The sequence below is a fragment of the Thioclava sp. GXIMD4216 genome (genome assembly GCF_037949285.1).
Taxonomy (GTDB): Bacteria; Pseudomonadota; Alphaproteobacteria; order Rhodobacterales; family Rhodobacteraceae; genus Thioclava; species Thioclava litoralis.
Map to the genome: position 1 here is coordinate 404,815 of NZ_CP149927.1, position 21,770 is coordinate 426,584.

At 62.6% G+C, this 21,770-nt stretch carries 15 protein-coding genes; 5 read left to right on the forward strand and 10 right to left on the reverse strand.

Annotated elements, in window-relative coordinates; all coding sequences use genetic code 11:
• The 9 genes from WDB88_RS15130 to WDB88_RS15170 form a co-directional block, all read right to left on the reverse strand.
• A complete protein-coding gene (locus WDB88_RS15130; RefSeq protein WP_339109647.1) occupies positions 1 to 1,383 on the reverse strand; it encodes an aspartate aminotransferase family protein in 1,383 nt (460 codons plus the stop codon).
• A 41-nt stretch (positions 1,384 to 1,424) separates the two neighbouring features.
• Positions 1,425 to 3,050, reverse strand: coding sequence for an ABC transporter ATP-binding protein (locus WDB88_RS15135; protein WP_339109648.1), 1,626 nt, complete (start codon positions 3,048 to 3,050; stop codon positions 1,425 to 1,427).
• Positions 3,050 to 3,889 (reverse strand): ABC transporter permease, encoded by an 840-nt coding sequence (locus WDB88_RS15140; protein ID WP_339109649.1) that lies wholly within the window; start codon positions 3,887 to 3,889, stop codon positions 3,050 to 3,052. The genes WDB88_RS15135 and WDB88_RS15140 overlap by 1 nt, the downstream gene beginning before the upstream one ends.
• Positions 3,890 to 3,899: 10 nt before the next feature.
• Positions 3,900 to 4,868 (reverse strand): ABC transporter permease, encoded by a 969-nt coding sequence (locus WDB88_RS15145; protein ID WP_339109650.1) that lies wholly within the window; start codon positions 4,866 to 4,868, stop codon positions 3,900 to 3,902.
• A gap of 76 nt (positions 4,869 to 4,944) precedes the next feature.
• A complete protein-coding gene (locus WDB88_RS15150; RefSeq protein ID WP_339109651.1) occupies positions 4,945 to 6,513 on the reverse strand; it encodes an ABC transporter substrate-binding protein in 1,569 nt (522 codons plus the stop codon).
• A gap of 208 nt (positions 6,514 to 6,721) precedes the next feature.
• Positions 6,722 to 7,723 carry a LysR family transcriptional regulator gene (locus tag WDB88_RS15155; RefSeq protein WP_339109652.1) on the reverse strand — a complete coding sequence of 334 codons (1,002 nt, stop codon included), beginning with the start codon at positions 7,721 to 7,723 and terminating at the stop codon, positions 6,722 to 6,724.
• Positions 7,724 to 7,903: 180 nt separating this feature from the next.
• Positions 7,904 to 9,151, reverse strand: coding sequence for a Zn-dependent hydrolase (locus WDB88_RS15160; RefSeq protein ID WP_339109653.1), 1,248 nt, complete (start codon positions 9,149 to 9,151; stop codon positions 7,904 to 7,906).
• A 94-nt stretch (positions 9,152 to 9,245) separates the two neighbouring features.
• Positions 9,246 to 11,357, reverse strand: coding sequence for a sulfatase-like hydrolase/transferase (locus WDB88_RS15165; RefSeq protein WP_339109654.1), 2,112 nt, complete (start codon positions 11,355 to 11,357; stop codon positions 9,246 to 9,248).
• Entirely contained in the window at positions 11,354 to 13,588 is a 2,235-nt protein-coding gene (locus tag WDB88_RS15170) for a hypothetical protein (RefSeq protein WP_339109655.1), read from the reverse strand. Before WDB88_RS15170 ends, WDB88_RS15165 begins: the two co-directional genes overlap by 4 nt.
• A 138-nt stretch (positions 13,589 to 13,726) precedes the next feature.
• Between WDB88_RS15170 and WDB88_RS15175 the strand changes: the two genes are divergently transcribed.
• From WDB88_RS15175 to potE, 5 genes are all read left to right on the forward strand, one after another.
• Positions 13,727 to 14,710, forward strand: coding sequence for a hypothetical protein (locus WDB88_RS15175; RefSeq protein ID WP_339109656.1), 984 nt, complete (start codon positions 13,727 to 13,729; stop codon positions 14,708 to 14,710).
• The gene (locus tag WDB88_RS15180; protein ID WP_339109657.1) at positions 14,707 to 15,660 is read left to right on the forward strand and encodes a formylglycine-generating enzyme family protein; all 954 of its coding nucleotides are present in this window, start codon (positions 14,707 to 14,709) and stop codon (positions 15,658 to 15,660) included. The genes WDB88_RS15175 and WDB88_RS15180 overlap by 4 nt, the downstream gene beginning before the upstream one ends.
• Positions 15,657 to 16,589 carry a phosphoadenosine phosphosulfate reductase gene (locus WDB88_RS15185; RefSeq protein ID WP_339109658.1) on the forward strand — a complete coding sequence of 311 codons (933 nt, stop codon included), beginning with the start codon at positions 15,657 to 15,659 and terminating at the stop codon, positions 16,587 to 16,589. The genes WDB88_RS15180 and WDB88_RS15185 overlap by 4 nt, the downstream gene beginning before the upstream one ends.
• Positions 16,590 to 17,026: 437 nt before the next feature.
• Positions 17,027 to 19,186 (forward strand): ornithine decarboxylase, encoded by a 2,160-nt coding sequence (gene speC, locus WDB88_RS15190; protein ID WP_339109805.1) that lies wholly within the window; start codon positions 17,027 to 17,029, stop codon positions 19,184 to 19,186.
• Between the two features lie 11 nt (positions 19,187 to 19,197).
• The gene (potE, locus tag WDB88_RS15195) at positions 19,198 to 20,613 is read left to right on the forward strand and encodes a putrescine-ornithine antiporter (protein WP_339109659.1); all 1,416 of its coding nucleotides are present in this window, start codon (positions 19,198 to 19,200) and stop codon (positions 20,611 to 20,613) included.
• Positions 20,614 to 20,712: 99 nt separating this feature from the next.
• Here potE and WDB88_RS15200 read toward each other — a convergent pair whose 3' ends face one another.
• Complete coding sequence (locus WDB88_RS15200) at positions 20,713 to 21,687, reverse strand: NAD(P)-dependent oxidoreductase (RefSeq protein ID WP_339109660.1); 975 nt, start codon at positions 21,685 to 21,687, stop codon at positions 20,713 to 20,715.
• Positions 21,688 to 21,770 lie beyond the last annotated feature (83 nt).

Here is a 21,770-nt window from a genome sequence, read left to right on the forward strand (position 1 = left end):
TTACGCCTCCTCAAGAACGCTGCGTGCCAGATCGGTTTCGGCCAGCGCATCCAGCGCGCGACCGATGGCGGCGATCATCTCGTCCACCTGCTCGGCGGTGATGACCAGCGGCGGGCAGAGGCAGATCGCATCGCCAATCGCACGCACGATCAGACCTTCCTCCAGCAGGCAGGCCTGCGCCAGCTGCCCCATCTCGCCCACTTTGGCGGTGCCCTTGATCTCCAGCGCGCCAATCAGCCCGACGCCCCGCGACCACAGCGCCATCGGATGGCTTTCCAGCCCCCTCAGCCCCGAGAGGAACTGGGCTTCCAGACGGGCGGCATTGCCCACCAGATCACGCTCTTCGATGATTTTGATATTCTCAAGCCCCACAGCGGTGGCCACAGGGTGGCCCGAGGCGGTATAGCCATGCGCAAACACCCCCAGACGGTGGCTTTCATCGGCGATGGGGCTGTAGAAGCCATCGCTCATCAGAATGGCCGACAGCGGCATATAGGACGAGGAAATCTGCTTCGAGACCACCATCACATCGGGCGTGATGCCATAGACCTCACAGGCAAACATCTTGCCCGTCCGGCCAAAGCCACAGATGACCTCATCGGCCACCAGAAGGATGTCATATTTGCGCAAGACCGCCTGAATGGCCTCCCAATAGCCCTTGGGCGGCACGATGACACCGCCGGCACCCATGACCGGCTCGCCGAACATGGCGGCGATGGTCTCGGGGCCTTCGCGCAGGATCAGCTCTTCCAGCGCCTCGGCCATACGGGCGGAGAATTGCTCTTCGGTCTCGCCCTCCAGATGGTCGCGCGGGTAATCGGGCGTCAGCGTGTGGATCATCCGGTCAAGCGGCAAATCAAAACTGCCGTGGTTTGCCGGAATACCCGTGACCGAACCCGCCGCAATCGTCACCCCGTGATAGCCCTTCACGCGGCCGATGATCTTCTTCTTCTCGGGCAGACCCAGCGCATTTGAACGGTACCAGATCATCTTCACGACCAGATCATTGGCCTCGGACCCCGAGGAGGTGAAATGCACGCGGGTCAGATGTTCGGGCGAGATCTGCACCAGCTTCTCGGCCAGATCGACCGACGGCCCATGCGCCTTATAGTTGAAGCTGTGGTAATAGGGCAGTTTCTGCATCTGCGCATAGGCCACATCGGCCAGACGCTTTTCATTGAAGCCCACAGCCACCGACCACAGACCGGCAAGCCCCTCGATATAGCGCTTGCCCGCTTGGTCGAAGACATAGATGCCCTCGCCGCGGTCGATGATCAGGCCGCCCTCTTCTTCATAGCGGCGCAGATCGACCGAAGGGTGGAACTGATAGGCAATATCGCGCGCTTCGATGGAATTGGGCGCAATGGTTTTCGATTGAGACATCTTCGTCGTCCTTGGTTTCGGCGCCTTGGCGCCATATGATTTCAGCTGAAGGCCAGATCCCAGTCCTTGCCGGGAATGGCCTCGATCAAAGAGCGGGTATAGGGGTGCTCTGGTGCGTCAAACACCTGCGCCCCCGGCCCGATTTCGACGCAAGCGCCCTTTTGCATGACCATCACCCTATCACAGATCTGGGCGGCGACACGCAGATCATGGGTGATGAACACAAGGCTGAGGCCAAGCTCGCGTTTGAGTTCTTCCAGCAGTTCCAGCACCTGCGCCTGAATAGACACATCCAGCGCCGAGACCGCCTCGTCGGCCACGATGATCTCGGGTTTCAGCGCAAGCGCACGGGCAATCCCGATCCGCTGGCGCTGCCCGCCCGAGAACTCATGCGGGAAGCGTTTCGCCGATCCGGGAAGGCCGACACGGGCCAGCAGCGCCTCGGCCTCGGCCATCGCCTGTTTGGGCGGCGTGCCATGGGCGATGGGGCCATCGGCAATCGCCTGACCCACGCGGATACGCGGGTTGAGCGAGGAGAACGGGTCCTGAAAGATCATCTGCACACGGGCGCGCAGATCTTGCAACGCGGGGCCTGTGGCATGGGTCATATCCTGCCCGTCCAGCAGCATCCGCCCCGCATCCAGATCCTGTAGCTTGACCAGACAGCGCCCGAAAGAGGATTTTCCAGACCCGCTTTCACCAACAATCCCAAGGGTTTCGCCGCGCCCGATGGTCACGGTGATATCCTTCACCGCCTCGACCACACGCGCCTTGCGGAACATGCCGCCACCCGTGCGGTAGGTTTTACACGCGCCTTCCACCTGCATCAGGGGCGGGCGTTCCGGGGCGGCTGCACGGCCAGCGCGCAGCTTGGGGATCGCGTCGATCAGCCCGATGGTATAGGGGTGCTCGGGGTGATGGAGGACGCGCTCGGCGGGGCCTTCCTCGACCACGCGGCCCAGTTTCATCACCGTCACATAATCGGCAATCTCGGCCACCACGCCAAAGTCATGGGTGATGAACATCACCGCCATATTGCGGCTTTGCTGGAGGTTACGGATCAGCTCGAGGATCTGCGCCTGAGTGGTCACATCCAGTGCGGTGGTGGGCTCATCGGCCACCAGAACCTCGGGTTCCAATGCCAGCGCCATGGCGATCACCACCCGCTGGCGCTGCCCGCCCGACAGCTGGTGCGGATAGGCCCTCGCTGCGCGTTTGGGGTCGGGCAGACCGACCTCGGTCAGCAGGTCCAGCGCACGGGCGCGGCGTTCGGCAGGACGCAGAAGACCGTGGGCCTCGAAGACCTCGGCGATCTGATCCTCGATCCGCATCAGCGGGTTCAGCGCCGACATGGGTTCTTGGAAGATCATCGCCACACGTTTACCGCGAAGGGCACGCATCTGGGCATCCGAAAGCCCCACCAGATCTTCCTCACCCAGCCGGATCCGGCCATCATTGACCATCAGCCCCTCGGGCAACAGCCCCATCAGCGCATTGGCCGACATCGACTTGCCCGAGCCGCTTTCACCCACCACGCAAAGGATCTTGCCGGGCCAGAGGTCGAAACTCACGCGGTCCACGGCATAGAGACGGTCGGCTCCTTCGGGCAGCGCGATTTTCAGCCCCTCGATACGGACGGCGGGTTGGGTCACGGTTGCATCGCGCATCACGCTCTCCTTTTCGCAAGACGCGGGTTCAGGGCGTCATTGAGCCCCTCGCCGATCAGGTTGAAGGCCAGAACCGTCAGCAAGATCGCCACGCCGGGGAAGAAGCTGACCCACCATGCCTGCGCCAGAACCGTGCGGCCCGCGCCGATGATATAGCCCCAGCTCATGACGTTGGGATCGCCTAGACCCATGAAATCCAGCGCAGATTCGGTCAGGATGGCGGTAGCCACCATCATCGAGGCCAGCACGATCACCGGCGAGATCGTATTGGGCAGGATCTGGCGGCGGATGATGGTCAGCCCCGATTGACCCGAAAGCTGCGCGGCCTCGATGAATTCGCGGTGGCGCAGGGCCATGACCTCGCCGCGCAGAAGACGCGCCACAGGCGGCCAGCTGACAAGGGCGATGGCGGTGATGATCGACCACAGCGAAGGCTCGAAGATCGCCACCAGCACCACGGCAAAGGCAAAGGAGGGGATCACCTGGAAGAACTCGGTGATGCGCGACAGAATGTCATCCACCCAGCCGCCGAAATAGCCCGCAAGCGCCCCGATCGGGATGCCGATGGCGAGGCTGACGACCGTCGAGATCACCCCCACCAGCAGCGAGACATAGGCCCCATGTGCCAGCCCTGCGGCGATATCGCGGCCCAAAGTGTCGGTGCCAAGGGGTGTCATCTCGTCCTGAAAAGGCGCCACGAAGGGCATATTCACCATATCCCAAGGCGAGGTGGGGAAGAAGAAGGGTGCGGTGATCGACCCAAGCAGCACCACGGCCAGAATGATCAGCCCGACGACCGCACCGCGATTGGCGGCATAGGCTTTCCAGAACTCTTTCATCTTTCTCTCCTTAGGCCAGACGGATACGGGGATCGACCACGCGATACAGCAGGTCGGTGAACAGGTTGAACAGCAAGACCAGCGCCGCCGAGACGGTGAATACCCCCAGAAGCAGGTTGTAATCGCGGCTTTGTAGCGCCTCGAACATCAGCCGTCCGATGCCGGGCCATGCAAAGACCGTCTCGATCAGCACGGCGCCGCCGACAAGCTGGCCCGCATGCAGACCGGCCAGCGTCACCACCGGCAGGATCGCATTGCGCAGCACATGGCGGCGCTGGATCACGCTGGGCTTCAGCCCCTTGGCGCGGGCGGTTTTCACAAAGTCCAGCCGGTTGACCTCCAGCATGGAGGCGCGGGTGATGCGCACATAGGTGGCCATGAAGAACAGCCCCAGCGTCACCGCAGGCAGCACCAGATGCCGGGCGATATCCCACGCGCGGGCAAGGCCCGTATAGCTGGAGGCGGCGGTTTCATAGCCGAAGGCCGGAAACCAGCCGAAGGTCACGGAAAACAGCAAGACCGCCATCAGCGCCATCCAGAACAGCGGCGTGGCATAGAACAGAAGCGCGACGGTCGAGATCAGGCTATCGGACCAGCGGCCCTGACGGGCAGCGGCCACGACACCGGCCAGAACACCCAAGCCAAGCGAGATCACAAAGGCCGAGATCGACAGGATCAGCGTGGCCGGAAGGCGCTCCAGGATCAGCGACAGAACAGGGGCCTGCTGGCGGTAGGAATAGCCCAGATCGCCCTGCGCGAAATGCGACAGATAGGTCCAGAGCTGGATATAGAACGGCTGGTCCAGCCCGAACTGGCGGCGCAGGTCTTCGATGAACTGCGGGTCGGCGTCACCGGCCTCGCCCGCCATCACCAGCGCGGGATCGCCGGGGGCCATATGGATCAGACAGAAATTCAGGACGGTAATGGCGAAGAGGATAATCACGATCTTCACCACGCGCCCGATCAGGAAACGTAGCATGAGAGGGGCTCGTTTTGGTCGGGGAAGGTCCGGGCACGCGCATCGCGCCCAGACAAATCGCGGCGGGACATAGGGATTACTTCTCGATCCAGGCCTCGCCCAGCGAGTTACCGATCCCGTTTGCAGTGCTGATCAGATCATGCACCTTGCAGTCGTAAAGCGCGGGGAAGCTGAGTTCCTGCAGCCATGCCACCGGCACATCTTCCTGCAGCTGGGTCTGGATCTTGGTGTATAGCGCCTGACGTTCGGCATCGGTTGCGGCAACAGCCGCCTCGTCGAACATCTTGTCGATCTCGGGGTTGGAATAGCCCTCGACATTGGCGAAGGGATTGCCCTTCACGATCTGGCTGGAGATATAGTTCCGCGCCACACCAAGGGCCGGATCGCCGTTCTGGTAGAGATAGGTGAAGGCGATGTCATAATCCCATTGCGCGGTCTTCTGGTTCCAGCCCGCCACATCGGTGGATTCGATCTCGACCGGAATGCCCACGGCAGCAAGGTTCTGCTTGACCACCTCGGCCCAGCGTTGCCACGTCTCGCCATAGGGCAGCGGCAGCAGGCGCAGCGGGTGACCGTCATAGCCGACGTCCTTCAGAAGCTCTTTGGCCTTCTTCGGGTCGTAGTCATATTTCGGCTCGACATCATCATAGAAGGGGATGGTCGAGGTGATCGGACCGGTCGCCACCTTGCCGTAGCCGTTCCAGACGACCTTCTGCATCAGCGGGCGGTTCAGCGCATACATCACCGCCTGACGGAACTTCACATTATCCATCGGGGCGGTGCGGTTGTTCAGCCACAGGAAGGACAGCGGGCTGTTATATTCCCAGCCCTTCTCGGTGACGCAGACGCCCTCTTCCTTGGCCAGACGCGGGATGTCGAAGTTTTCGACCGAGCCGCCGGGTAGCACCGAGACGGTGCGGGTTTCAAAGGCGGTGGCGCGGGAGGCGGCATCGGGGACGACGTGATAGACGACTTCGTCCAGATGCGGTTTGCCTTCGGCCCAGTAATCGGGGTTTTTCACCAGATCGATATAGGCGCCCTTCTTCCATTCCTTCAGCTCGAAGGGACCGGTGCCCACGGGCTTGTCGTTATTGGGGTTTTTCGCGAAATCCGTGCCCTCGTAAAGATGGGCCGGAATGATCGGCGAAACGGTATAGCTGAACGAGCGGATGAACGGCCCATAGGGGGCTTTCAGCTTGAAGACGACCGTATTGTCATCGGGCGATTCCAGCGTCTCGACATGGCGCATCACCTCGCGCCATTTCGGGTTGGTCTCGGTCAGGAATTTGGTGAAGGTGAACATCACATCCTTGGCGCTGAAGGGCTCGCCATCGGAGAATTTCACGCCCTTGCGCAGATGGAAGGTATAGGTCATCGCATCATCCGAGACCTCCCAGCTTTCGGCCAGCGAGGGCATCGGTTCGAGGTTGCTGTCATATTTCAGCAAGCCCTCGTAGATCGACCCCGCCACCAGCAGGCTGGGGCCATTGGTGGTGATGCCGATCATCAGGCTCGGCGGTTCGGGCTGGACGACAAGATCGAGGCGCCCGCCCTCGACGGGGCTCTCTTGGGCGAATACGGTCGTTGCGCCCAGACAAAGCGAAAGCGCCAACGCCCCCTGACGGAGCGAAGTTGTAGACATCATGGTTTGGACCTTCCTGTTGGATCGGCCGTGTGATCCGGCCTTTATCATCGGGTCATATCGGGGGCGGCTGTGGCGAAGACAGCCTGCACACCCGAAGGAATATTTCCGGATCGCCCTTGGAAAGCGCTGGTCACATCCCGAAACAAAGCTTGCGACGGGGGGCAGGCGTTGTCGAATTATATTGCCCGATCCACCCTATCAGTCTGCGCTATACAGCCAGAGGGCGCGGGCGCGCGCCCCGTCCCTGCTCCGGCGCGGCGTCTGCGCCGCCGTAAATGCGGCTTTCGGGCGGGTGCGCGGCGACCTGTTCGCTAAACACACGATGCAGCTCGTCGGCAATGCGGGTGCGCAATGCGGCGGGCTGGGTCACGACATAGACGCCCGCCTGCGGGGTGCCCTCGAAGGGGGGCAGACGCCAGAGCCTGCCGGCCGCACAATCGCGTTCGACCACATGCACGGGCAAAGGACCGATGCCGAAACCGGCAATGATCATCCGCTTGATCTCTTCGAGATTATGCGAGCGGCCCACCAGATCGGGCTTCAGCCCGCAGCGCTGGCGCAAAGCGGTCAGCTCATGCAGCGCACGGTTGCTGCTTTCGGCCAGATACCCCACCGAGGCAAAGCCGTTCAGGTCGCTGACCGACAGATCCTCGCGCCCGAACAGCGGATGGCTCGGGCCACAGTAAAGCCCGAAATGCTCTTGGAAGAGCAGCGTATACTCCAGTTGCAGATTGCTATCGCCCACCACACAGACTGCCATATCGGCGCGTTTGGCCGCCACCATCGCCAAGCCCTCGCGCGAGGCTTCGACCTTGAGGGTCAGCCCGACTTGCGGATGACGCTGGTGGAAACAGGCAAGGGCGGCATCGAATTCGGGGCTTTCCACATGCGAGGCCAGCACGATCGTGGCCTCGCCGGTCAGCACTTTCTCGGCCTCGCCCAGCGAGGCGGGCAGGCGCGAGACCGCAGCCGTAATATCGATCGCTTCGTGCAGAAGCCGCCGTCCGGCCTCGGTCAGTTCGAACATGGTCGAAGAGCGCTCGATCAGCCGGTAGCCCACCTGTTCTTCCAGCCGCTTAAGGCAGCCCGACACCGCCGGTTGCGTCAGGCACAACCGCTGCGCCGCATCGGTGATCGAGCAGGATTGCGCGATGGTCACGAAGCTGCGCAGCAGGTTCCAGTCCAGATGCGAAAAGCCGATATCCTTCATGCCGTTCCCCTTTATGCACCCTCCCCGCGCCCCGAGGAGGGTTTCCAGACAGATCAAAGGCGCCCCAGCCCGTGCCTGCGGTCAAGAGAACACCGCCCACAACCCGAAGGCAAGCCCGCCATAAAGACGGCTTTGCCCAAGGATAAGGCAGCGGGCGCCTCGGAATGCCTTGCGACGGGCTTAAGGGGCATCTGCCGCCTCGCAGGCAAGATCGAGCAAGATCTCGGCCCCTCTGGCCGCATCTTCGGGGCGGCACCATTCGGCCTCGCTATGCGAGACGCCGTCCTTGCAGGGCACGAAGATCAACGCGGTCGGGCAGAGCGCGGTAAAGCTGAGCGCATCATGCGCGGTCAGCGTGGGCAGGGTCATGGCCGGTAATCCACGTGCCGCCGCCCGCGCCATCCCCCGCGCGATCAGGGCATCGTCAAAGTGGCAGGGCTCGCGGTAATGGCGATGGTCGATCTCGATCTCCAGCCCCGTCTCGCGCGCGATGTCGGCGGCGGCGGCCTCGATGCGGGCCACGGCGGCCTTTCGCAGGGCCGGATCAAAGCCCACGACCGCCCATGACAGCGTGCTGAGATGGGGAATATTGACGCGGTTATTGGGCCAGTTCTCCAGCACCGAGGCACTGACCATCCCCGCAGGCTCAAGCCCCGCCCCGATCTCTTCGATGGCCAGCACCAGACGGGCCGCCCCCGCCAAGGCGTTCCGCCGTCTGGACATGGCCAGCGTCTGCGTATGGCCATTGGCGCCGCGGATCGTGGCATAGCCCGAGCACATGGCCGAAGAGGTCGTGACCATCCCGATGGTCTTGCCCCGCGTGTCAAGCTCGGGTCCCTGTTCAATATGCAGTTCCAGATAGCTGTGCGGTATACGGCCCGGTACAGGTGCCGTGCCTGCCGTGCCCGTCTGGTGGAGGGCCTGCGCAACGCTGATCCCCTGCGGGTCCTGACGCGCCAGCGCCTCGTCCAGATCCAGCGCACCGGTATAAACGGCCGACCCCATCACCCCGGGCTGGAAACGCGCGCCTTCCTCATTGGTCCAATCCACCACCTCGATGGGACGGCGGGTGACAATGCCGGCCCGATCCAGCGCGCGGCAGACCGCAAGCCCTGCCAGCACCCCCAACACCCCGTCAAAGCGCCCACCCGGCAGTTGGGTATCCAGATGACTGCCGATCATCACAGGGGCCGCCTGCGGATCGCGCCCCTCGCGCCGCGCGAAGAGATTGCCGATCCGGTCGGCCCGCAGGCTCAGCCCCGCCTCAATCGCCCAATGGGAAAACAGCGCCCGCCCCTCGCGGTCGGCAGGGCTTAATGCGCCGCGCATCGACCCGCCTGCGGGCGTGCCGCCAATCGCCCCCAGCGTCATCAGATCGGACCACAGCCGCTCCTGATCGATAAGGCCCTGCCCGTGTCGTGGTTCCATCCTCGCGCTCCCGATCCTGTTCTGCTGCCATAAGGGAAGCACGGGACGCACGCGCGCGCCAATCAAGACGCGCGATGGGGCCTATCACGCGGGCCTATGGGGTGCGGTCGATCCCTGCCTGCACCAGCTCCACCGTGGTGGCGTCAAACAGCAGGCTTTCGGTGGCAGAGCTTAGCCGCACATCCGGCCCCTCGGCCTGCAGCCGGTAGCCCCCCGCCCAATCCGACAGGTCGATCCGCCCGCCCGCATAGCCCGTGATGCGCTGCGGCAATCCGGTCCGTTTGACATGAAAAACCGTCTGCTCGGGGGTCTGGCCGTCGGGCAGGGTGACATGGGTGCGGCCCGCGTTCAGGTGGATCTCGGCACGGCCTGTGCCGCCCGTGATCAGCGTGGCCACCGCCGCCGTATGGATCACGTCATGGCCCGAGCCACAGGTGACCTCAAGGCTGCCCGAGCCGCCATAAATAACATTCCCGCCGCGCTGGCAGTCGATCACATCATGGCCCGACCCGCCGTGGATCTCGGTATCGTTGAAGCCCGCCTCGACCCTGTTGCGCCCTGCCAGAAGCGTCAGATGCAGGGTTTCATGCGCGGTCTCGATCCGGTCGTCACCGCGCCCGCCGCGCACCACCAGATGAAAGCGCTTATGCCCGCCAACAAAATCCAGATGGCAGCCAAGGTCGTTACAATTTACCGTCAGGGTCTCGGCCCCATCCCCGATATCGCCCGCGTAATATAGCTCGCGATAGGCCTCGGGCAGAGTAAGCTCCATATCGGCTCGCGGGCGGATGAAATAACGCCGCCATCCCGGATGGGCGGGGGTCGCGGGGTCCGGCGCCTCGAAGGAAATCACCCCGTTCGTGGGCGGCGTGGCGGGCGGTTTGCCGCCCTCGGGGATGGAGGTGTAAAGCGCAGGCGCGTCGCTTGCCCCCATGCTCAGCCCGTAATCGCGGCAGGTGTCTTCCAGCGTCTCGCGGAGGCGCACACGCGCCGGATCATCGGCCAGATCCGTCATCTGCCACGGGTCCGTCCGCAGGTCATACAGCCTGTCGCTGCCGTCCTGATAGGCGATATAGCGGTGATCGCCCTGCCTAATCGCCGCCGAGCCAAACCAGAAGCTGGGCACGGCACGGCCCTCTACCTGCGCGCCCTCGACCTGCGGGCGCAAAGACCGCCCCGCCGAGCCGCGCATCGGCGCAAGCCCCGCGTAATCCAGCACCGTAGGCCCCACATCCAGCATCGCCACAGGATCTTCCACCACTTGCGGCGCCTGTCGCGGGTCATGGATGATCAGCGGCACCCCTGCGGCCTCTTCCCACAGCGTATATTTGCGGAACCGCCCTTTGTCGCCCATGTGATAGCCGTGATCGGCACCGATGATGGTAATGGTATTGCCCGCATGTCCAGACGCCTGAAGCGCATCCCAGACCCGCCCGATATGGTAATCCGCATGGCTATAGGCCGAGAAGTAATTGCGCACCGTCTTGCGCCAGAAGCGGTCCTTGCGCAGGTCCATATTGGGCGGGAAAGAGCGGTTGGCAAACTCATCATCGGGCGCCTCCCAGCCTTCGGGCATGGTGAAAGCGTCTTCGTCATACATCTCCTTGAAGCGCGCGGGCGTCTTGAAGGGCGGATGGGGGTTATGGAAACCGGCCTCGCGGTAGAAGGGCGCGGAGCCTTGGTAGCTGGTTAGAAACTCCACCGCATCCTGCGAGGAGAAATGGTCATAGTAGCGGCTGTCATCGCGCGGGTCGGTGGTGCCAATGCCACGCCCGCCGCCGCCGTAATCCTTGGAGGGCGCCGAGGAGCGCGGACCGAAGAGGCAGGGATGGGCCTCATGCGAATAAAGCGCCTCGTGGATTTCGGGCGGGCGCGGGATATAGCCGTGATGCAGCTTGCCGGCGGTCGCACAATAATAGCCCGCCGCCTTCAACCTATATGACCACATCTGGTCGGGGCGCAGAAGTTCGAAGATCTCGCTGTAATTGTCGAAGATACCCGTTTGATGCGGCGCCAGCCCCGACAGGAAACTGGCACGTGACGGCCCGCAGACCGGCACCTGACAATAGGCTTGAGGGAAGGCCGTGCCTTGGGCGCAGATCCGGTCCAGATTAGGGGTCTGCAGCCTGACACCGAAGACATCGCGAAAGCGCCAATAGGCGAAGGCGTCATCAAGGCTGATGAAGAGAATATTGGGGCGGCTCATGGGGCCACCTGCAGATCGCTGGGCATCACCGGCAGCCGCGAGGATAACGCATAGCGGTGCAGATGGCGGCCCTCTTGCAGCAGGCTCGGGCGCGACCAGACCTCACGCAGCGCGCCGCGATTGGCGGGGCGGTCATCGCCTGCGGGCGGCAGGCTTTGGCCAAAGGCATAGTCCAGATGCAGCGCGGGGCCTGTCGGCGCGCGGTCGCAATCCAGCACCACAAACTGCCCGCCCGCGCGATGCGGCCCGAGCCCGATCGCGGTGATCTGCGCGCCATTGTCACAGCCCGAGAGCGTAAAGCCATGATGCGGCTGGGTTTCGTCAAATTCCAGCGGCCCGAGGGTGGCAAATTCCGCAAATATCCGCGCGCCATCCACCAGCACCTGCCGCAGGCTGGGGCAGTGCCATTTGCCACCATTCTGCACGGTCTCGATGGCACAGGCTTCCATTTCATCCAGCCAGAGCCGGTCTTCGGGCAGGATCGTGGCCACCGTCTCGGGCATCAGGCGCAGCATATAGCTGGGGCTGGCGAGGATGATCCCCAAGGCGGGTTCATAGATCTCCAGCCGCCCCTCGGCCAGGATCACCTCGGAGGTGCCATCGGTGCGGCTGCCAGCCTTCTGGCATAGGCTCACATGCGGCAGGCTGGAGTGCCCCGCAGCCCTTGCCACCTGCGGCCTGAGCCATTGGATCACCTCGCTATAATGGGACTGAGCCTCCAGTTCCAGCATCTCGGGCGCGCCCGCCAGAAGATCCAGCGAGATCCGGTCGATAAACAGCGACTTCCCCCAGGGGGCCAGAGCCTCTTTCGCCTGTGCGATACGCTGGAACAGCCTCTGGTAGATCGCCGCTTCGGGCAGGGATTCCGCCGCCGTGATCCCCGCCTGCGGCTGCGACAGAGCAATCACATTCCGCAGCGCATGATGGCGCGCGCGGGCCGAGGACAGGCTGGCCACGCCCTGCGCCGTGGCGCCATAGGGCGCACTATCCTGCGACAGGGCCTCATCGCGGATATAGTAATCAAAACGCTCGGGCAAGGGGCGCGGCACCCCCGCCGAGCCCCCCACGCAGGCCATACCCAAAGCCACATCAGGCGTCTGCGCCAAGGTCACCCCGTGACGCTCCTCGAACCCCATCACCTGCCCGCGATATTGGTCGGACAGGTAGCGCAGGCTCTGCCCGTCATCGATCAGCTGCCAGACATTGCCCAAGGTGCGGGGTTTGCGGGCGGGTCCATTCTGGAGTGGACGGGAAGCATCGGGCATAACGATTTCCTTTTGCGCCTCGGGCGCGGATGTTTCCGGAACGGAACCGGCAGGGCGCGTCCTTTGCGCCCGAAGGCGGAAGGCGCGCTGGAAGGCGGGGATACGGGCGGCATGGCCACGATCGGACAAATGCCCTTCCATCACCTTGCGATACAGATACAGATCCTTGCGCCCCCGCGTCAGCCGGTAGAACAGCGCAGGCGTCAATGTGCCGTCAATCGCCGCGCCCATCACCGCTTTCAACTGCTCCATCCGGCGCAGGACCAGCGCGGTCTTATGCCCCTGCCCGAAGGCTTTCAGCGCGATTACCCTGTCTTGCGGCAGGCGTAGCGCCTGGTGGCGGTCGGGTGCGAGGAACGGATCATAGACCAGCCAGATGCGGTTGACGCCCGCAAGGGTCCGCGCCGCATCCGACCGCGGCAGCGTCCAATCCTGCGCACGACCAGGGGCAAAGCGGGTTTCCCACGGTACAAGACCAGCCGCCAGAGTGGTCTGCGGGCTGAAGGCCAGCACATCACAGCCCGGCGCCAGATCGGCAAAGGCCAGCGCGCCAAAGCCGCCCATAGAGGTGCCCGCCATGACCACGCGCTCGAAGCGGCGGAAGAACCCTCGCGCGGCCAAAGCCTCCATCCGCGCAATCAGCGCCGCATCCCGAAACCATGTCGGCCCCTGTGCCACGACGCCCAGATGGCTGACATTGCTGTCACGCAGGAAATTCTCGGCCCATGCGCGGATGTCATAGCCCTTATAGCCCGCATCCGACAGGTTATCGAAAGTCACCACCAGCGTTTCGGGGCCACGATCCACATGGATCAGCGCATGATCTCCGATTTTCTCATAAAAACCGTCGCAACCGCCCGCCGGATAGATTTCGCGATACCATGCCGGCAGGATCTCTTCGGGTGCCTGTTTTTCGGGCAGGCGCGCATGATCCTCGGCGAGGTCTTCGGAATCAGTATCAGACATTGGATGCTCTATAAGAAACGGTCATGAATAGCGGTTTTGCGCATTCTAGCGACAGTTTTTCTTCGGTTCCAAGATTTACCAAGTTAAAACTTGACGCTTATACTGTGATTGCGACTTTCTAGCAGCGGACAGAGCCCGATGGATGCCAAGAACGACAAAGCCGCCCGCGCCGAGGCATGGCGGCAAACGCTATTGGCGCAGGCCGAGCAGAGCGGCTTTTTCGAGGATATAGGCCCCCTGCATAAGGCGATCTATATTCCCGCCACCGGCCCGAAAGCCGATACGCTGGTCGTCGTGTTCGACAATCTCGACGATACGCGCCAGAAGACGGACCGCCTGCCTTGGGCGGTGGATTTCATCTCGGCGCAGGGGTGGTCGTCTTTGGGGCTGATGGCACATGGCGCGACATGGTATCGCGACCCCGCAGTCTGGGCGTTTTTCGAACGGCTCAAAAAGGACGGGTTCTTTGCCCTGTTCCGGCGGGTGGTCTTTTACGGCACCTCGATGGGCGGCTATGCCGCCTGTACCTTTTCCGCCGCAGCGCCCGGCGCAACCGTGCTGGCCATCAATCCGCAATCGACCCTGTCACGCAGTGAAGCCTCCTGGGAGCGGCGCTTCCGTCCCGCTTGGCGCAATGATTTTTCGGGCCCTTACGGTTTTGCGCCGGATATGATCGGTGCGGCAGAAAAGGTCTGGATGTTCTATGACAGCCGCATCGCCGCCGATGCGGCCCATGTCGCGCTTTTCCGCGGGCCGCAGGTCGAAAAGGTCAAATGCCCCTTTATGGGGCATGGGATGCTGTCGGTCTGGCGCGATATGGGAATTTTGAAGCCCATCGTCTCGGCCTGCATCGAAGGACATGCCGACCGCCTCGGGATCGCGCGGCTTTTGCGCGCGCGGCACAGCTCTTTGACCTATAAGAAGCTTGTGCTGCAAAGCCTGCAGAAGGCCGGAAAACACGCGAAGGTCGTGGCATGGTCGGATGCGGTCATGCGCGAGAAGAAAGGCCCCGTTTTCGTCAAGGCGCGACAGGCCGCGCTGGAGGCCCTGCCGCCGCGCAAGCGCGCGGCTCTGGCACAGCGCCGGATAGAACAGCCCTGGATAGAACGGGCCCCGAAATGAGCGGCTGCTGTTCGGGACTGACCCGCCATACCGGCCATCGCGCCGCCACGCTGGCCCCGCACGCCTCCGCCGCGTTCCGCGCCAGTCTGATGCAAGATCTCTGCGAGATTGCGGGCGGGCTGTTCGAGATGGGCACCAATAGCCCGCGATATGCCGCCGACCTCTCCGGCCCTGCCCGACAGGTGCGGGTGTCGCCATTCCGCCTTGCCGCACGGCAGGTCACCAACCGGCACTTCGCCCGTTTCATCGCGGAGAGTGGCTATGTCACAGTGGCCGAGCGCGAGGGCTGGTCCTTTGTCTTCCACCTGTATGCCACCGAACAGGGCGCGCCGTTCAAGGGCCCCGCAGAGGCTCCGTGGTGGCGCGCGGTGCCGGGCGCGTTCTGGGCGGCACCACAGGGGCCCGGTTCGGACTGGCGCGACCGTCCCGATCATCCGGTGGTGCATGTCGCATGGGAGGATGCGCAGGCTTTTTGCCAGTTCACCGGCCTGCGCCTGCCCTTCGAGGCCGAATGGGAATGCGCCGCGCGCGGTGGTCTGGCCCGCAAGGCCTACCCTTGGGGAGAGGACGCGCTGCGCGAAGGACGGTACGGGCATAATGTCTGGCAAGGTCACTTTCCCACCGAAGACAGGGCCGAGGACGGCTTTGCCGGTCTGGCCCCTGTCGGGCAATATCCTCCCAATGGTTTCGGGCTTTATGATATGACGGGCAATGCATGGGACTGGTGCGCCGACTGGTTCGGCCCGTTGCCCCATGCGCAGATGCCACCGCTGCTTGATCCGAAGGGGCCAGCCAGCGGCGAGGAGCGTGTCATACGGGGCGGCTCGCATCTGTGCCACGCCTCCTATTGCGAGCGGTATTTCACCCATTCGCGCACCCGAACCACCCCCGACAGTTCCACAGGCCATATCAGTTTTCGCGTTGCCGCCGATCCGGAGACCACATCATGACATCCCCGCAGCCCAAAGACGCATGGGCGTCCGCCATGAATAACATCGGTGCCGATCAGGGGTTTTTCCGCCAGCTCGATGCCGAACATAAGGCGCTTTTCGTCGAAGGTGGGGACATATTGGTGGTGACCTTCGACAATCTCGATGATGCCCGCCAGCATCCCGAGGACCGTATGCCTTGGGGCGTCAAGTTCATTGCCGCGCAGGGCTGGTCGGCCTTGGGGATCGGCGCGCATGGCTGGACATGGTATCGCGCGCAAGCGGTGCTGGACTTTTTCGACGAGCTGCGCGACAGCGGGTTTTTCGCAAGATTCCGCAAGGTGGTGTTTTACGGCACATCCATGGCAGGCTATGCCGCCTGCGCCTTTTCCTCTGCCGTGCCGGGGTCCATCGTCATCGCGCTCTCGCCACAGGCCACGCTAGATCGCGACATCACCGGCGGCTGGGAGAAGCGCTTCAGAGGCGCGTGGCGGCGGGATTTCAGCGGGCGTTACGGCTATGCACCCGATCAGGTGGCCTGCGCCAAGGCGGTCTGGCTGTTCCATGACCCGTTCGAGCGTGAGGATGCCGTGCATGCGGCGCTGTTCCGTGGCCCCAATATCCACCCCATCCGCTGCCGCCATCTGGGCCATAATATGGCCACCATGCTGACCAAGATGTCGGTATTGAAACCGATCGTGTGCGGCCTTGTGGCCGAAGACCTGACCGAGGCGCAGGTCTATCACCATCTGCGCGCCCGCCGCCGGTTGCCGCTGTACCAGAAGGCACTGTTGACCCGTCTGCTGCAAAGTCGCCGACAAGGGCTGGTCTACGGGTATACGCAGGCCGTGCTGCGCGACAGCCTGCCCGTCAAACGGCCGGTCTTTCTCAACCACTTCCTTGCCGCGGCCAAGGCGCTTGGCCGGACCGGACATCCGCCCGGCCTCTGACGCCTGTTCCACAATTCCGACATGCCGCGCCCGATCGCCGAGCCCGGCTGGCGCCCCCTGTCGGCCAGCGGGCCGCGCTGCATCACCTGCGACACTCTGACGCAGGTCACCCCCCAAAAGCGCCCGAACGGCCCACCGGATGGACGTTCCAAAGCCCTAGTTCCTGATAAATACAATCAGGAAATAGCATCGACATATATCCGCTAACTCTTTTAATTTACTGATCAATCCACCGGCGCGACGCGGGTTTTCTGCTTATTTTATGGGCAGAAACGGGCAAAACTACAGGGAACCCGAAATGGACCGCAAAAGGGATTTTTGCGATATAAATCACGTATCCGTTATTTATCAATAAATTGACCCATGTCATGGAAGGAATGTAGCTCATTGTGAGCACTATTATTTAAGTGTTGAATTAGGAGGAAAGATCCGTGTCCATTCCTGTTGGAAAGATTGCGTTCAGCCCCGAGATCGAAGAGTATCTTCGCACAGACCGTGCAACAGTTTCCGTAAAAAGCACCAATTTTACCGATGTATCGGCGGTGGTTCTTTCCGAAGCGGATATTGATGCCGGTCTTCTCGACCATGTTCAGGCACTGGGCTTCAATATTCCGGTTTTTGCCGTCTCGGACGAAGACCCGAATACCACGCCCGGCCTGAAAGGGCTGACCGGCGTTCTGGCGCGCGAAGAAAACAATGTCGAGTATTTCGGACGTATGGTCGAAGTGGCGGCAGCCAAATTCGACCATGATGTTCTGCCGCCCTTCTTCCGCGAACTCACCCAATACGAGCGGGAAGGCTATGCGCAGTTCGACTGCCCCGGCCATCAGGGCGGACAGTTTTTCCAGCGCCACCCCGCAGGCCGCCGCTTCTATGAATTCTATGGCGAGAACCTGTTCCGCACGGACCTGTGCAATGCCGATGTGAAGATGGGCGATCTGCTGATCCATGAGGGGCTGCCCAAACAGGCCGAAATGCACGCCGCCCGTGTGTTCAATTCGGATTACAGCTATCTGGTGCTCAACGGCACTTCGACCTCGAACAAGATCGCATTGAACGCCATCCTGACCCCCGGGGATCTGGTGCTGTTTGACCGCAACAACCACAAGTCGGTCCATCACGGCGCGCTCTTCCTGTCGCAGGCGACGCCGATCTATCTGGAAACCGCGCGCAATGCCTACGGGCTGATCGGCGGGATCGACGAGCACTGCTTCGAGGAAAGCTATATCCGCGAGCGGATCGCACGGATCGACCCCGAGCGGGCCAAGGCCGAGCGCCCGATCCGGCTGGCCGTGATCCAGCTTGGCACCTATGACGGCACCATCTACAACGCGCGTCAGGTCATCGACCGTATCGGCAAGCTGTGCGACTATATCCTGTTTGACAGCGCCTGGGTCGGCTACGAGCAGTTCATTCCGATCATGTCGGATTGCTCGCCGCTGCTTCTCGATCTCAAACCCGAGGATCCCGGCATCATCGTCACCCAGAGCGTGCATAAACAGCAGGCCGGGTTCTCGCAGGCCTCGCAGATCCACAAAAAGGACGCGCATATCGCCTCGGAGCCGCGCTATATCAATGGCGACCGCTTCAACAATTCCTACATGATGCATTATTCGACCAGCCCGTTCTATCCGATGTTCGCGGCGCTGGAGGTGAACGCGAAGATGCATGCCGATGGCGGCGGCAAACGGCTTTGGGCCAATGCGCTGCGGGTCGGCATCGAGGCGCGCAAGATGATCCTGCGCCAATGTTCGATGATCCGTCCTTTCGTGCCCAAGAAGGTCTATGGGCGGCTGTGGGAAGATGCCCCGACCGAAGAAATCATGAACGACCGCGCCTATTTCGCCTTCGATCCCGAAGACGACTGGCATGGGTTCGAGGGCTACAAGAAGGGGCAGTATTTCGTTGACCCGAACAAGCTTCTGCTGACCACACCGGGGCTGAAGGTCGAAAGCTTCGATTACGAGGATTTCGGTATTCCCGCGAATATTCTGGCGAATTTCCTGCGCGACAACCATATCATCAACGAGAAGGCCGATCTCAACTCGATCCTGTTCCTGATGACGCCTGCCGAGCTGATCACCAAGATGCAGAATCTGGTGGCCACGCTGATCCGCTTTGAAGAGGCCGTACAGCAGGACCAGCCCTTGGCGCGTGTTCTGCCCGGGATCTATACCGAGCATGCGGCCCGCTATCGCGGCTACACGATCCGGCAGCTCTGTCAGGAAATGCATGATTTCTACAAGGCCAAGAACGTCAAGCAGATGCAGAAGGACATGTTCCGCGAGCCGAATTTCCCGCCGGTGCGCCGCCCTGCCCATGAGGCAAACTGGGACTTCCAGCGCGGCAATGTGGATCTGGTGCCGCTGAGCGAGATTTCGGGCCGCATCTGTGCCGAAGGGGCGCTGCCCTATCCGCCGGGCATCCTGTGTGTCGTCCCCGGCGAAGCCTGGACCGACCTGACGCGCGATTACTTCCTGACCCTTGAGGAAGGCATCAACAAATTGCCCGGTTTCGCGCCCGAATTGCAGGGCGTCCACCTGAAAACCGAGGCCGATGGATACATCCGCGCCTATGGTTACGTGCTTAAAAATTAAGGAACCCCGTAATGGCACATAAACAAGAAAACCGGATGGGCCTTGTCTCGTTAACCACGATCACGGTGGTGAACATGATGGGCTCCGGCATCATCTTGCTGCCTGCGAACCTTGCGCAGGTGGGCAATATCTCGGTCCTGTCATGGATTGTCACCGCCATCGGTGCCATGCTTCTGGCCTATGCGTTCGCACGGGCGGGCACCTATTCCAACCACCAAGGCGGGATGGGCGGCTATGCCGAATATGCGCATGGCCGGTCCGGCAACTTCATGACCAACTATACCTATTTCGTGTCGCTGGTTATCGCCAATGTGGCGATTGCGGTCACGACGGTGGGCTATGGGGCCTCGTTCCTCGGGGTGGAACTTTCACCGCTGATGACGGGATTGCTGACCATCGGCTGCCTGTGGCTGGCTTCGGTGCTCAATTTCGGCGGCCCGAAGATCACGGGGAAGCTGGGCACCTTTACCGTCTGGGGCGTGATCCTGCCGGTGGCGGGTATCGCCCTTCTGGGCTGGTTCTGGTTTGACCCCAGCCGCTATGTCGCGGCATGGAACCCCCATGACATGCCGACCTTCCAGGCGTTGAGCGCCTCGATCTCGGTCACGCTCTGGGCGTTTCTGGGGCTGGAATCGGCCAGCGCCAACGGCGATGCGGTGGAAAACCCCAAACGCAATATCCCCCTTGCCGTGCTGATCGCGACCGGCATCACGGCGTTGCTGTATATTGCCTCGACCAGCGTGATCGCGGGGATCGTGCCGATTGACCAGCTTGCGGCCTCGAATGCGCCTTTCGGTCTGGTTTTCGCCCAGATCATGGACCCGACCGTGGGCAAGATCGTGATCGGCCTGATGGTGATCTCGTGCTTCGGTTCGCTGCTGGGCTGGCAGTTCACCATTGCCGAGGTGGCGCGGTCTTCGGCTGTTACGGGCTATTTCCTGCCCTTCTTCGCCAAAGTCACCCAATCCGGCGCGCCGATCGTCGGGATCTGCGTGATCACGCTGGCGCAAACGGCACTGTCGCTGATGACCATCAGCCCCACGCTGAACACACAGTTCTCCTTGCTGGTCAATCTGGCGGTGATGACCAACCTGATCCCCTATATCCTGTCGATGTCGGCACTCAGCTCGTTGCAGCATGCCGAGAAAGTGCCGGATTCTGCGGCGCGGACTACCAATATCGTGGCCATCATCGCCGCCCTCTACAGCCTTTATGCGCTTTATGCCACGGGCACGCAGGCAATGATGTATGGTGGTCTGGTGACCTTTGCGGGATGGGTGCTGTTCAGCCTTGTGGCCGCGCGGCTCAATCACCGTCCCGTGCGTCAGCCGGGCACGGGCGAGACAGCCGCAGCCCCCGATGCCAACGGCACCTATACCGCCGTGGCCGCCAGTGCGCAGAAAGCCGTGCTGGAAGAAAGCCGCTAATCCGGCGCGTACCGGATCTGCTTGCACAGACCTCTTGCAACGGGCCCTTCCGGGCCCGTTTCCTATGGCGCTTGACAAAGGATGGTTGGCGAAGCGGGCTTAGTAGCCGCGCAGGCGATCGACCAGATAGGTCAGTGCCGCCCCGTCCCGCAGCTCTCTTGCGGTCTGCACGACCTGCTCGGCCACGACGTCTGGCAAAGAGTCACTGGCCACATGCGGCGTGATCCGCAGCCGCGGATGTGTCCAGAACGGATGATCTTGCGGCAGCGGTTCGGTGCGGAACACATCCAGCGTCGCCCCCGCCAGCTGCCCCGACTCCAAGGCGGCCAGCAAATCGGCCTCGACCAGATGTTCGCCCCGACCGATCTGCACCAGATAGGCCCCCTGCGCCAGACAGGCGAAAAGCGCGCCCTGCAGCACATTCTCGGTGGCGGGGGTCAAGGGCAGCACATTGACCAGATAGCGCGCCTCCTGTGCGGCCTCCCGCATGGCCTCGGGGCCAAAACAGTATTCCACCCCTTCGATGCGGGCCGCGGTCTCGGGCAAGGACCGGCAGGCCACCCGCACCCTGAACCCCAAGGCCCGCATCGCGCGCGCCACGGCTCGCCCCATCGTGCCATGCCCCAGCACCGCCACAACAGACGCCGCAGGTGCCCGCAAGGGCAGCGGGGCCCAGCACCGCGCCTGCGCCTGCGCGGCCAGCGCGCCAAAGGACCGTTCGTGATGCAGCACCTCATGGGCCGCGAAACCGGCCATGAGATCGGCCTGATGCGGGTCGCGCACCCGCGCGATCTGCACGGGCGGGCGCGGGCCTTGCCCCTCAAGCCCCGGATGCGTCAGAAGCGCATCCACCCCCGCCCCGATCGACATCGCCAGATGCAGGTTCGGATAGGGCGCAAAGGCCGTGTCTTCGGGCAGCCAGCAGATCGCGAAGCGGATCGCGGACGGATCGGTCACCTCCTCGGGGCGGCAGAGCACGACATCGGCACCTTGCGCATGCAAGGCCGCGCCATACAGCGCCTCAAGGTCCAGAGTCTGGCTCAGATAGACGCCGTGAATGACCGTCTCGGGCATTGTCATGTTCCTTCTGTGCGGACTGTTTCGGCTTTTTGTTGCACAATCGTATAATTGATGCCAAGGAGAAACTCCCAACGCCT

Bases quoted from the DNA above. Each gene is read 5' to 3' on its own strand.
- WDB88_RS15130 (WP_339109647.1), bottom strand. From the start codon at position 1,383: ATGTCTCAATCGAAAACCATTGCGCCCAATTCCATCGAAGCGCGCGAT.
- WDB88_RS15135 (WP_339109648.1), bottom strand. From the start codon at position 3,050: ATGCGCGATGCAACCGTGACCCAACCCGCCGTCCGTATCGAGGGGCTG.
- WDB88_RS15140 (WP_339109649.1), bottom strand. From the start codon at position 3,889: ATGAAAGAGTTCTGGAAAGCCTATGCCGCCAATCGCGGTGCGGTCGTC.
- WDB88_RS15145 (WP_339109650.1), bottom strand. From the start codon at position 4,868: ATGCTACGTTTCCTGATCGGGCGCGTGGTGAAGATCGTGATTATCCTC.
- WDB88_RS15150 (WP_339109651.1), bottom strand. From the start codon at position 6,513: ATGATGTCTACAACTTCGCTCCGTCAGGGGGCGTTGGCGCTTTCGCTT.
- WDB88_RS15155 (WP_339109652.1), bottom strand. From the start codon at position 7,723: ATGAAGGATATCGGCTTTTCGCATCTGGACTGGAACCTGCTGCGCAGC.
- WDB88_RS15160 (WP_339109653.1), bottom strand. From the start codon at position 9,151: ATGGAACCACGACACGGGCAGGGCCTTATCGATCAGGAGCGGCTGTGG.
- WDB88_RS15165 (WP_339109654.1), bottom strand. From the start codon at position 11,357: ATGAGCCGCCCCAATATTCTCTTCATCAGCCTTGATGACGCCTTCGCC.
- WDB88_RS15170 (WP_339109655.1), bottom strand. From the start codon at position 13,588: ATGTCTGATACTGATTCCGAAGACCTCGCCGAGGATCATGCGCGCCTG.
- WDB88_RS15175 (WP_339109656.1), top strand. From the start codon at position 13,727: ATGGATGCCAAGAACGACAAAGCCGCCCGCGCCGAGGCATGGCGGCAA.
- WDB88_RS15180 (WP_339109657.1), top strand. From the start codon at position 14,707: ATGAGCGGCTGCTGTTCGGGACTGACCCGCCATACCGGCCATCGCGCC.
- WDB88_RS15185 (WP_339109658.1), top strand. From the start codon at position 15,657: ATGACATCCCCGCAGCCCAAAGACGCATGGGCGTCCGCCATGAATAAC.
- potE (WP_339109659.1), top strand. From the start codon at position 19,198: ATGGCACATAAACAAGAAAACCGGATGGGCCTTGTCTCGTTAACCACG.
- WDB88_RS15200 (WP_339109660.1), bottom strand. From the start codon at position 21,687: ATGCCCGAGACGGTCATTCACGGCGTCTATCTGAGCCAGACTCTGGAC.